The sequence below is a fragment of the Methylobacterium platani genome (genome assembly GCF_001653715.1).
GTDB lineage: Bacteria > Pseudomonadota > Alphaproteobacteria > Rhizobiales > Beijerinckiaceae > Methylobacterium > Methylobacterium platani.
In genome coordinates this window covers 32725-43905 of sequence record NZ_LWHQ01000052.1, presented here as the reverse complement: position 1 = coordinate 43905, position 11181 = coordinate 32725, and the positions used below count along the sequence as shown (strand labels likewise).

Genomic DNA, 11181 nt, shown 5'->3' with positions numbered 1-11181 from the left:
GGCTCGATAGTCTGCAGCGTTGCAGACAGGCGGACGCTTCGCGACTTTTCAGGCTGGATCCCGGATCTCCTTCCGCTGACGCTCCAGTCGTCCGGGAAAGGGGGTCGGCCAACGATGGGCCGCGAGGCCGACCGCAGGGCGACGGAGCTCGTGTCGTGGACCGTGGGCAGGCCAACGCTTCGCCCGCTTGGGTTCTTGTTTTGTCGCAGATTCTTGGCGCCGAACCGGTAATCACTTCGGCGAGATCTGCTTAGCGCCCGGACGGGACGGCCCCGCCGGCATCCGGGCTCGGCGCGGTCCCGGCGGCCGCGTCCAGCTCCCCCTGGCAGGGGGCGCTGATGCGGGCGTAGTTGCGGCGCAGGCAGCGCTCGATGCGCCGCGTGTCCGGCACGTCGCGCGAGCACAGCGTCATCGCGTCGGTCATGCAGGCCAGGCGCTGCCGCTCGGTGCCCTGGGCGCCCGCCTCGGCGGGGACCAGACACGCCAGGATTCCGGCCGCTGCCGCCAGGGTGGCGGCGCGGGTCAACGGCATCGACATTCGACCTCTCCGGCTCTTTCCGAAGCGTTCAACACCAGCCGGGCCTTCCGGTTCGCGGCAGAGGTGGATTGCGCTCCGGGAAGGGCGGGGCGGCCGGGCGCGGGGCGCCTGACGAAACCGTAATCTTCGCGCCACGGGCCGGTCAGGGCCGCCGGCCATAATGGCCCCATCGAACGGCCGCCGGCGCGGCCATCGTGAGACGGAGCCTCAGAGAACCCCGATGTCCCAGACCACCGACCATTCCCGCGACACCGCCTCCGCGACCCGCCGCTTCCACCGCAAGGCCCTTACCTCCGTGGCGGCCGTCACCCTGGTGGCCACCGGCGCGCTGGGCACCGCCTTCCTGCCGCCGAGCACCCCGGCCTACGCCCAGGCCCTGCCGCAGACCCCGATCACCGCGGCCGAGCACCCGCCGGGCAGCTTCGCGCCGATCGTCAACCGGGTGAAGCCGGGCGTCGTCTCGGTGAAGGTGAAGCTGAAGGACGACGCCTCGGACGACGAGGAGGGCGGCGGCCAGCAGGCCCCGCAGAACGTGCCGCCGCAGCTGCGCGAGTTCTTCCGCCGCTTCGGCGAGGGCGGCCCGGGCGGCGGCATGCAGCGCCCGCAGCGCCACGGCGGCGGCGCGGCGCAAGGGTCTGGCTTCTTCATCTCGGCCGACGGCTACGTGGTGACCAACAACCACGTCGTGAACAACGCCAAGTCGGTCGAGGTCACCCTCGACGACGGCCGCACCCTGCCGGCGAAGATCATCGGCACCGACCCGAAGACCGACCTCGCGCTCCTCAAGGTCACCGACGGCGCGCCCTTCCCCTACGTGAAGCTCGCCCACGGCGCGCCGCAGGTCGGCGACTGGGTGGTGGCGATCGGCAACCCGTTCGGCCTCGGCGGGACGGTGACCGCCGGCATCGTCTCGGCCCGCGGCCGCGACATCGGCGCCGGCCCCTACGACGACTTCCTGCAGATCGACGCGCCGATCAACAAGGGCAATTCCGGCGGGCCGACCTTCAACGTCTCCGGCGAGGTGGTGGGCGTCAACACCGCGATCGCCTCGCCGTCCGGCGGCAACGTCGGCCTCGCCTTCGCGATCCCGTCCGAGACGGTGCAGGCGGTGGTCGACCAGCTGCGCGCCGACGGCAAGGTCGCCCGCGGCTATCTCGGCCTGCAGATCCAGCCGGTGACGAAGGACATCGCCGACAGCCTCGGCCTCGACAAGGCCAAGGGCGCGCTGGTGAACAGCGCCCAGGACGGCACGCCCGCCGCCAAGGCGGGCCTGAAGTCCGGCGACGTGGTCCAGGCGGTGAACGGCGAGCCGGTGACCGACGCCCGCGAGCTGTCCCGCAAGATCGCCTCGCTGAAGCCCGGCACCAAGGTGGACCTCACCTATGTCCGCGGCAACAAGACCGAGAACGCCCAGGTGACCCTCGGCACGCTGCCGAACGACACCAAGGTGGCGGCCAACGACAATGGCGGCAGCCGCGGCGACAGCCAGCCGCGGCTCGGTCTGAACCTCGCCCCGGCGGCCCAGGTCGGCGCCGGCCAGGAGGGCGTCGCGGTGATGGGCGTCGATCCCGACGGCCCGGCGGCGGCCAAGGGCATCCAGGAAGGCGACGTCATCCTCGACGTCGGCGGCCAGCCGGTCTCGACCCTGTCCGACGTCGCCACCCGCATCCGCGCCGCGGAGAGCGACGGCCGCAAGGCGGTGCTGATGCGGATCAAGAACGACAAGGGCACCCGCTTCGTGGCGATCGGCCTGCAGACGAAGAACGGCTGATCCTTCGAGCGCGACACGATGCGCCGGCCCCGCGAGGGGCCGGCGTTCTCGCGTCCGGTGGCGGGGTCGAGCGGCGCCGTCACACCCGGCACAGCCGGGCGAGCCGCCGGCCGGAGACCCGGCCGCGGGCGGTGCCGTCGGTCTGCAGCGCCTCGCCGGCGAGCGCGATCCGGGTCGGGTTCTCGATCAGGGTGTAGCGGGTGCGGCCGGTCGGCAGGCCGAACTGCAGGGCCCACAGCCGCAGGGCCGCGCAGAAGCCGCGCAGGGTCCCGGGGCCGAAGCGCAGCGGATCGAGCACCGGCGCGACCGCGGCGGCGCCGTAGGGCAGAGCGCGGAACCCCGCGAGCAGGCCGGAGCGCCCGTCCGCCAGCCCGAAGGCGGCGCTCGACTCGACGCCGAGCGCCCCGGCGCGGTCGGGCGGGACGCTCGTCACGGCGAGGGTCACCGGTTGCTCGGTCACCACCACCACGGCGCGGTCGGGCGCCCCGGCGAGATCGATCGCGAGCGGCCGGTAGCCGGCCCCGGCCTCCCGCGGCGCGGTGAAGACGAGGCCGATCAGGTCGAGGGCGGTGGCCGAGCCCGACACCCGGTCGGGATGGGCGGTCCAGCCGATCAGCCGCGCGCGCTGGGCGGCGCGTTCGGCCGCCACGTCGGGGATCTGGATGTCGGGATCCGGCAGCGTGCCCCGGATCGGCGGGGCCGGCTCGGTGGCCGTGCAGATCGGGCAGGGGCGCCCGGGACTCTCGGTCCAGGTGTTCGAGGGCCTGATGGCGGAGGTTGGGGCGTCGGGGGACTTCGTGTCGGACGTCTTGGCCTCGGACGTCCTGGCCTCAGATCCGGCTTCGTCCGCTCCGGCCTCGCGCGGCGGCCGGCGGGCCGGAGCGTCGGCGGGGGCCGTGAGGGGAGCCTGGGCCGCCTCGCCCGCCGGGCGTGGGCGCAGCAGGCCGATGCGCGGATCGAGGACCGCGATCACGGCGAACGGAATGGCGACGGCGGCGAGTGCCGCCAGGCCGAGGCCGAATCGCCCGTTTCCGTCCCGCACGCTCCACCGCCCCGCTCTGCGCAACCCTCGGCGCGACGAAGCCAGTATGCCCTCATCCCGGTGGAAAGTGCATCCGCGACAAAGACTTAGATGAAAAAACCTGGGGATGGCCGCGAAGCGCCCTTGCGTTCTGCCCCTGCGGCATCGTGCAGGGAGGAGCCGGCCCGCTCGGGCCTCGCGACGGCGACGACCGGCCGGGGCGTGACAAGTCGCGCGTGCCGGACGCGCGGGGCCGGGCGGCTCAGGCGGCGCGCCGGGCGAGGAAGGTCCGGGCCTCGGCCCCGCCGCGCAGGAAGCCGTAGACCAGCACCGGCCAGCAGAACAGCAGCACCGCCAGCGGCGGCGACATCTGCCAGCCGACGATCGCCCCGACGATGCCCGCCGCCGAGCCGACGAAGCGGAAGTAGAAGACCGGCACCGCGACCACGAGGGCGAGCAGCACCGGCACGCCCAGCACCGCCGTCAGCCCGGCCTGCACCGCCAGGAGGTTGGTCACGCCCATGGCGAGGAACACCAGGAAGGCGGCAATCTGCATCATCGTCGTCGGTCTCTCGCGCGCTTGCGACTCGTGCAGGCCATGGAGACAGCCGAGCATGGCTTTTTGTGGGGCGCCGGGACCGCGGGCGGCGGGTTTTCGCACCGCGCCCGCCATCCGTGCCCGGTTGCACCACCGCCGACGACCCTCGGAGGATGCACACCCGCCACATCGGGGGCCGGCCCCGCTCCCATTTAACCGTGATCTCCCTTCCCCGGCCGCATCGACTGGGATCAAGTCGAGACAAGCGCGGACGGCCACAGATCCGCGGACGTGACAATGCGAGGGGAAGCGATGGACGTGCGGGGGCTGCTGACCCAAGTCCAGTCCAATATCGGTGCGACGTGCGACCGGGCGGTTCGGCAGGCATCATTGATCGAGACCCGCGAGCGCGACGGGCATTCGACCGAGACCGAGCGGAACGTCCTGCGCGGCATGCGGGTGTCCCTCGGCCTCGAGTACCATCAGGAGGAACGGCTGCTCGCCGTCCTGGCCGGCGAGGCCGGGGACGCGGGACCGCCCGCACCCGCCCGCCGGCTCTGCCACCGCGGCGCCGGGGCGGACTGCCCGCTGCCGATCCGCTGCTGCGCCATCCTGGCGGCGACGCTCACGCCGTGGGCGCCCGCGGCGGCCGCCCCGCGCTGATTCGCGAGATCCCCCTTCCGCGCCGGCCGCGGGTGCATCCAGCCTGAGGCGCGGCCGCCACACCGGCGGCCCCGTCCGCCGCCGCTCCCCTCGGGCGGGCGTCGCGGCCCGGGGCCCTGTGGCGCCGGAGCACTGGCGGCCGGGCGGGGCGCGGCGGTCATGATGTCCGCCGGACGCTTCTCCCGAGAGATCCCCTCCACGCGAGTCCAGGAACCCGCCGCCTTGCCCGCCACCTTGCCCGCCCTGCTGGCGCCCGCGTCGAACGCGCCGCTCTTCCTCCACCTCGCCGGATCGCTGGTCTTCGTGGCCGCCGCCGGTCGCGGCATCGGCTGGGCCCTCGACGCCTGGGTGCGGCGTGCGCCGCCCGCGCCGGAGGAGCGTCCCGCGCCGCCGCCTCAATCCGGCGCCCGCAGCCGGTAGCCGATTCCGGTCTCGGTCAGGATGATGCGCGGGCGCTCCGGCTCCGGCTCGAGCTTCTGGCGCAGCTGGCGCACGTAGACCCGCAGGTATTGCGGGTCGGCCGCCGAGCCCCAGACCTCGCGCAGCAGGTGGGCGTGGGTCAGCACCTTGCCGGCATGGAGCACGAGCAGGCGCAGCACGTCGTATTCCTTCGGCGACAGCTTCACCTCGCGCTCCCCCACCCGCACGATCCGGCGCACGAGGTCGACCGACAGCTCGCCGGCCCGGAAGACCGGGCGCTCGCCGCCGACCGCGAGCTGGTGGCGCAGCGCGTTGCGCATCCGGGCCAGAAGCTCGTTCATGCCGAACGGCTTGGTGACGTAGTCGTCCGCCCCGAGATCGAGGGCCTCGACCTTGCCGGCCTCGTCGTCGCGACTCGACAGCACGATCACCGGCAGGTCGGGCCGGCGGGCGCGGATCTGCGCCAGGAGCGCGTGGCCGGCGATGTCGGGCAGGCCGAGATCGAGGATGGCGAGCGCGAAGGCCTCGCGCTCCAGGAGGTCGAGGGCGGTGCGGCCGTTTTGGGCCTCCGCCACCGCGTAGCCCTGGCTGCCGAGGCCTACCCGCAGGAGCTTGCGGATCGGCGGCTCGTCGTCGATCACCAGGATGCGGGGGTCGTTCGTCACGCGGCGTCCTCCAGGGCGGCGCGGGGCACCGGCAGCGTCAGGGTGAAGGCGGCCCCGGTCCGGTCCGGGCGGTTGCGGGCGGTAATCCGCCCGCCCATCGCCTCGACGAAGCCGCGGGAGATGGCGAGGCCGAGGCCCGTCCCGGCCCGGACCCGGTCGCTCTTCCTCACCCGGTAGAAGGTGTCGAAGATCCGCTCCTCGTCGCCCACCGGGAGGCCCTCGCCCTCGTCGAGGATCGTCAAGGAGACCGTGTCCCCCTCGCGCCACCCCTCGATCCGCACCAGGCTGCCCTCGGGGGCGTACTTGGCGGCGTTGTCGAGGAGGTTGAACAGCACCTGCTCCGTCAGCACCGCGTCGAGGCTCAGGACGGGCAGGCCGGCATCCAGGGCCAGCGCGACGCGGTGATGGGCCAGGATCTTGGCCGTGCGCTCGAGCGCCGTGCCGACGATCTCGGCGAGGTCGTGGGGGGCGAGGTTCGGCGCCACCGCGCCGGATTCGAGCTTCGTCATGTCGAGCAGGTTGGCGATGAAGCGGTTCAGCCGCTCGGCCTCGTCGACGATGGTCGCGAGCAGGTCGCCCTGCGCCTCCCGGTCGAGGGCGTCCCCGAGGTCGCGCAGGGTCGTGGCCGCGCCGAGCACCGCGGCGAGCGGCGTCTTGAGGTCGTGCGAGAGCGACGACAGCAGCGCCTGGCGCAGCCGGTCGGTCTCGGCCGAGCGCCGGGCGCGGTCGAGGTCCTCGACGAGGTGGACCCGCTCGATGGCGAGCGCCCCCTGGTCGGCGAGCGCGTCGAGGAGCCGGCGCTGGTCGGGGGTGAGGAGCGGCCCCGGCTTGTCGCCGTCGAGCCCGACCACCCCGACCATGCCGCGGCCGGTGCGCAGGGGCAGGAACAGGCGCTTGGCCCCCGGCAGGGTGTCGGCGCCGCGTCCCGCCGGGCGGCCGTGGTCGAAGGTCCATTTCGCCGCCGCGAGGTCGGCCTCGTCGAGGAAGTCCTCCGGCGGGTAGCCCGCCATCACGGTGACGGTGCCTGCATTCACGCCACCCGTCTCCGGCAGGAGCAGCACCACCCGCAGGCGCAGCATCAGGGCGATCTGGTAGGCGGTGGCCCACAGCACGTCGTCGAGGGTGCCGCAGCTCGCGAGCTTGCGCGAGAAGCCGTAGAGCGCCTCGGTCGCTCGGCTGCGCGCCCGCGAGATCGTCGCCTCGGCCCGCACCCGGCCGGCGAGGTTCGAGACCACCACCGCCACCAGGGTGAAGAAGAACAGCGCGACGACGTTGGTCGGGTCGGCGATGGTGAAGGTGTAGAGCGGCGGCAGGAAGAAGAAGTTGTAGGCGAGCGAGGAGGCCAGCACCGCGGCGAGCGACGGGTAGAGCCCGAAGCGCACCGCCACCGCCACCACGGCGGTGAGGAAGACGAGGTCGGTGCTCTCGTGCCCGAGCGAGGATTGCAGCACGAGCCCGAGGCCCAGCGCGCCCGCGACCGCGGCGAGCGCGGCGGCGTAGGGCAGGGCGCTCGGCGTCGGCGGGGCGGCGGTGCGCACGCCCTTGTGGGGGGCGGGTGCGCCTGCGATCTCCTCGCCGGCCACGACGTGGACGCTGATCGGGCCGGAGCGGCGCAGGAGGTCGTGCACCACCGAGCCGTTGAGGAGCTCGAACCAGCGCGAGCGGGTCGACTTGCCGATCACCACGTGGGTGACGTTGTGCTCGCGGGCGAAGGCCACCACGTCGTCGGCGATCCGGCCCTGGCTCGGCAGGGTCGCGGTCTCGGCCCCTAGGCGCTCGGCGAGCCGCAGGGTGTCGGCGATGCGGTCGCGCTCGGCCTCGCTCAAGCTTGCGCTGCGCCGGCTCTCGATGGTGAGCGCGGTGAACGGCGCCCGCAGCCGGTCGGCGAGGCGCTTGGCGGTGCGCACGAGGCTCGCCGAGCGCGGGTCCTCGCTGATGCAGACCAGCACCCGCTCGCCCGCCGCCCAGGGGCCCGGGATCGCGTGGGCCCGCATGTGGGTGACGAGCTGGTCGTCGACCTGCTGGGCGGTGCGGCGGAGCGCGAGCTCGCGGAGCGCCGTCAGGTTGCCGGGGGAGAAGTAGTGCCTGAGCGCCCGCTCGGCCTGGCGCGGCAGGTAGACCTTGCCCTCGCGCAGGCGCTGGATCAGGTCGCCGGGGGAGAGGTCGATGACCTCGATGTCGTCGGCCCGGTCGAGGATCGAATCCGGCACCGTCTCGCGCACCCGGATCCGGGTGATCTGCGCCACCACGTCGTTCAGGCTCTCGACGTGCTGGATGTTGAGGGTGGTGTGGACGTCGATGCCGGCCTGGAGCAGCTCCTCGACGTCGAGGTAGCGCTTCGGGTGGCGCGAGCCCGGGGCGTTGGTGTGGGCGAGCTCGTCGACGAGCGCCAGCTGGGGTTTCCGGGCCAGCAGCCCGTCGAGATCCATCTCGTCGAACGTGCCGCCGCCATACGGCACGATGCGGCGCGCCAGCACGTCGAGCCCGGCGACCAGGGCCTCGGTCTCGGGCCGGCCGTGGGTCTCGACGACGCCCACCACCACGTCGACGCCCTCGCGCCGGCGGGCATGGGCGCTCGTCAGCATCTCGTAGGTCTTGCCGACCCCCGGCGCGGCGCCGAGGAAGATCTTGAGGCGCCCGCGCCCGGGCGCCTCCCGGCGCGCCTGCGCCAGGAGCGCGTCGGGCGAGGGCCGCAGGCCTTCGCGCGGCCTGTCTTGCCTCATCGGGCCGCTCGCCTCATCGGGCCGCTTGCGCGTCGAGGGCGCGGTTGAGGGCGAGCACGTTGACCCGGCGCTCGCCGAGGAAGCCGAGGCTCGGCTCCTGCACCTGCCCGGCGACGAGGGCGCGCAGGGCGTCCTCGGAGATGCCGCGGGCACCTGCCACCCGGGGCACCTGGAACAGGGCGGCCTCGGGCGAGACGTCGGGGTCGAGGCCCGACCCCGAGGTGGTGACGAGGTCCTGCGGCACCGGGTCGTGGGGGTTCTCGGCCTTCAGCGCCGCGAGGTCGGCCTTCACCCGGTCGATCAGCGCCGGGTTGGTCGGCCCCAGGTTGGCACCGCCGGAATTGGCGGCGTTGTAGGGGGCGGCCACCGTCTTCGCGGCGTCGGCCGGATCGGGCGCCACGGTCGCCGAGGGGCGGCCGTGGAAGTAGCGCTCGCTGGTGAAGGCCTGGCCGATGAGGGCGGAGCCGACGAGCGTCCCGTCGGCGTTGCGGACGAGGCTGCCTTGGGCTTGCGCCGGGAAGAGCCGTTCGGCGACTCCCGTCATGGCGAGCGGGTAGGCGAGGCCGGTGACGAGGGTCAGGCCGGTGAGGAGCACGAGGGCGGGGCGGAGGTGCCGGAGCATGGCGGGGTCTCTCAAGCCAGATGGAGGGCGCTCACGGCGAGGTCGATCACTTTGATGCCGGCGAACGGCACCACGATCCCGCCGAGACCATAGATCAGGAGGTTGCGCCGCAGCAACGCGGCGGCGCCGACGGCGCGGTAGCTGACGCCGCGCAAAGCCAGCGGAATCAGCGCCACGATGATCAGCGCGTTGAAGATGATCGCCGACAGGATCGCGCTCTGGGGCGAAGCGAGCCCCATCACGTTGAGGGCCTGGAGCTGCGGGTAGAGCCCGACGAACATCGCCGGGATGATGGCGAAGTACTTCGCCACGTCGTTGGCGATCGAGAAGGTGGTGAGCGCGCCGCGGGTCATCAGCAGCTGCTTGCCGATCTCGACGATCTCGATGAGCTTGGTCGGGTCGGAATCGAGGTCGACCATGTTGCCGGCCTCGCGGGCCGCCACCGTGCCGGTGTTCATCGCCACGCCGACATCGGCCTGGGCGAGCGCGGGCGCGTCGTTGGTGCCGTCGCCGCACATCGCCACGAGCTTGCCTTGCGCCTGCTCACGCCGGATCAGCGCCAGCTTGTCCTCCGGCGTGGCTTGCGCGAGGAAGTCGTCGACGCCGGCTTCCGCCGCGATGGCGGCGGCGGTCATCGGGTTGTCGCCGGTGATCATCACCGTGCGGATGCCCATCCGGCGCAGCTCCGCGAAGCGCTCCCGGATGCCGCCCTTGACGATGTCCTTGAGGTGGACGACGCCGAGGAGCCGGCCGTCGCGGGCGACCGCGAGCGGCGTGCCGCCGGCCTTGGCGATCTCCTCGGCGATGGCCCGGACCTCCGCCGCCGCCGCCGGGTCGAGGCGGGGCTGCAGCACCCGGGCGGCGGCGCCGGTTCCGACCAGGGCCGGGGCGGCCTCCAGGCTGGCGATCACCGCCTCGACCGCGCCTTTCCGGATCGACGACCCGTCGAGGTCGATCCCCGACATCCGCGACTGCGCGGTGAACGGCACGAAGGTGGCGGCGAGGCTTCCCATGTCGCGGGCGCGGATGCCGTGCGCCTCCTTGGCGAGCACCACGATCGAGCGGCCCTCCGGCGTCTCGTCGGCGAGCGAGGCGAGCTGGGCCGCATCCGCCAGCGTGCCCGGGGTGACGCCGCGCACCGGGCGGAACTCCGTCGCCTGGCGGTTGCCGAGCGTGATCGTGCCGGTCTTGTCGAGGAGCAGCGTGTCGACGTCGCCCGCCGCCTCGACGGCCCGGCCCGACATCGCCAGCACGTTGAAGCGCACCAGCCGGTCCATGCCGGCGATGCCGATCGCCGAGAGCAGCGCCCCGATCGTGGTCGGGATCAGGGTGACGAACAGCGCCACCAGGACGGCCAGCGGGATCGCGCCGCCGGCATAAGCCGCGAAGCTCGGGATCGAGGCCACCGCGAACACGAACACGATGGTCAGGCCGGACAGCAGGATGTTCAGCGCGATCTCGTTGGGGGTCTTCTGCCGGGAGGCGCCTTCGACGAGCGCGATCATCCGGTCGATGAAGGTCGAGCCGGCGGCGGCCGTGATCCGCACCCGGATCCAGTCGGAGAGCACCTGCGTGCCGCCGGTCACCGCCGAGCGGTCGCCGCCGGATTCGCGGATCACGGGGGCGGATTCGCCGGTGATCGCCGCCTCGTTGACCGAGGCGATGCCCTCGATCACCTCGCCGTCCGACGGGATCACGTCGCCGGCCTCGACCAGCACCACGTCGCCGACCTTGAGCCCGGCACCCGGCACGGTCTCGTAAGGAGTCCGCGGGCCGCCGGGCGCGGCGGCGGGGCCGGCGAGGAGCTTCGCCGTCGTCTCGGTGCGGGTGCGGCGCAGCGAATCGGCCTGCGCCTTGCCGCGCCCTTCCGCCACCGCCTCGGCGAAGTTGGCGAACAGCACGGTGAACCACAGCCAGAGGATGATCTGGCCGGTGAAGCCGAGGTCCTGGCCGCCGGTGACGAGGTCGCGGACGAACAGCAGGGTGGTGAAGGCCGCCACGACCTCGACCACGAACATCACGGGGTTCTTCACCATCTGGCGCGGGTCGAGCTTGGTGACCGCGCCGAGGCAGGCCGGCCCGATCAGGCCGGCGCTCAGCAGGGAGGATTTCGGGAGGGAGGATTTCGGGGTGTGGGCCATGACCTTGGGATCCGGATGAGCCGGGAGGGCGGCGGCGCGCGGGCGCCGCCGGGATCGTCGGACTGGGTCGGGGAGCGTA

The 11181-nt window shown here is 73.3% G+C and carries 10 protein-coding genes; 3 read left to right on the top strand and 7 right to left on the bottom strand.

The window, feature by feature from the left end; translation table 11 throughout:
• Positions 1 to 250: 250 nt before the first annotated feature.
• Positions 251 to 538, bottom strand: a complete 288-nt coding sequence (locus tag A5481_RS25170) for a hypothetical protein (RefSeq protein WP_245238882.1) — start codon at positions 536 to 538, stop codon at positions 251 to 253.
• Between the two features lie 220 nt (positions 539 to 758).
• Between A5481_RS25170 and A5481_RS25165 the strand changes: the two genes are divergently transcribed.
• The gene (locus A5481_RS25165; protein ID WP_048434483.1) at positions 759 to 2309 is read left to right on the top strand and encodes a Do family serine endopeptidase; all 1551 of its coding nucleotides are present in this window, start codon (positions 759 to 761) and stop codon (positions 2307 to 2309) included.
• Between the two features lie 79 nt (positions 2310 to 2388).
• Here A5481_RS25165 and A5481_RS25160 read toward each other — a convergent pair whose 3' ends face one another.
• Complete coding sequence (locus A5481_RS25160; protein ID WP_048434484.1) at positions 2389 to 3351, bottom strand: hypothetical protein; 963 nt, start codon at positions 3349 to 3351, stop codon at positions 2389 to 2391.
• 241 nt (positions 3352 to 3592) lie between these two features.
• Positions 3593 to 3889, bottom strand: a complete 297-nt coding sequence (locus tag A5481_RS25155) for a hypothetical protein (RefSeq protein WP_048434485.1) — start codon at positions 3887 to 3889, stop codon at positions 3593 to 3595.
• A gap of 276 nt (positions 3890 to 4165) precedes the next feature.
• On the opposite strand from A5481_RS25155, the gene A5481_RS25150 reads away from it, so the two are divergent.
• Positions 4166 to 4531 (top strand): hypothetical protein, encoded by a 366-nt coding sequence (locus A5481_RS25150; protein ID WP_210179221.1) that lies wholly within the window; start codon positions 4166 to 4168, stop codon positions 4529 to 4531.
• Positions 4532 to 4753: 222 nt separating this feature from the next.
• Positions 4754 to 4951, top strand: coding sequence for a hypothetical protein (locus tag A5481_RS25145; RefSeq protein WP_048434487.1), 198 nt, complete (start codon positions 4754 to 4756; stop codon positions 4949 to 4951).
• Here A5481_RS25145 and A5481_RS25140 read toward each other — a convergent pair.
• Genes A5481_RS25140 through kdpB form a run of 4 tightly spaced genes read right to left on the bottom strand, consistent with a single transcriptional unit; the run spans position 4927 to position 11102 of the window.
• The gene (locus tag A5481_RS25140; protein ID WP_048434488.1) at positions 4927 to 5616 is read right to left on the bottom strand and encodes a response regulator transcription factor; all 690 of its coding nucleotides are present in this window, start codon (positions 5614 to 5616) and stop codon (positions 4927 to 4929) included. The two genes, A5481_RS25145 and A5481_RS25140, sit on opposite strands and share 25 nt — an antisense overlap.
• Positions 5613 to 8339, bottom strand: a complete 2727-nt coding sequence (locus A5481_RS25135; protein ID WP_048434489.1) for a sensor histidine kinase — start codon at positions 8337 to 8339, stop codon at positions 5613 to 5615. The genes A5481_RS25140 and A5481_RS25135 overlap by 4 nt, the downstream gene beginning before the upstream one ends.
• A 13-nt stretch (positions 8340 to 8352) precedes the next feature.
• The gene (locus A5481_RS25130) at positions 8353 to 8961 is read right to left on the bottom strand and encodes a K(+)-transporting ATPase subunit C (protein ID WP_048434490.1); all 609 of its coding nucleotides are present in this window, start codon (positions 8959 to 8961) and stop codon (positions 8353 to 8355) included.
• 11 nt (positions 8962 to 8972) lie between these two features.
• Positions 8973 to 11102 (bottom strand): potassium-transporting ATPase subunit KdpB, encoded by a 2130-nt coding sequence (gene kdpB / locus A5481_RS25125; RefSeq protein ID WP_048434491.1) that lies wholly within the window; start codon positions 11100 to 11102, stop codon positions 8973 to 8975.
• Positions 11103 to 11181: the final 79 nt, after the last annotated feature.

Excerpts from the sequence above, each read along its gene's own strand:
- A5481_RS25170 (WP_245238882.1), bottom strand. The coding sequence starts at position 538 with ATGTCGATGCCGTTGACCCGCGCCGCCACCCTGGCGGCAGCGGCCGGA.
- A5481_RS25155 (WP_048434485.1), bottom strand. The coding sequence starts at position 3,889 with ATGATGCAGATTGCCGCCTTCCTGGTGTTCCTCGCCATGGGCGTGACC.
- A5481_RS25135 (WP_048434489.1), bottom strand. The coding sequence starts at position 8,339 with ATGAGGCAAGACAGGCCGCGCGAAGGCCTGCGGCCCTCGCCCGACGCG.
- kdpB (WP_048434491.1), bottom strand. The coding sequence starts at position 11,102 with ATGGCCCACACCCCGAAATCCTCCCTCCCGAAATCCTCCCTGCTGAGC.
- A5481_RS25150 (WP_210179221.1), top strand. The coding sequence starts at position 4,166 with ATGCGAGGGGAAGCGATGGACGTGCGGGGGCTGCTGACCCAAGTCCAG.
- A5481_RS25130 (WP_048434490.1), bottom strand. The coding sequence starts at position 8,961 with ATGCTCCGGCACCTCCGCCCCGCCCTCGTGCTCCTCACCGGCCTGACC.
- A5481_RS25165 (WP_048434483.1), top strand. The coding sequence starts at position 759 with ATGTCCCAGACCACCGACCATTCCCGCGACACCGCCTCCGCGACCCGC.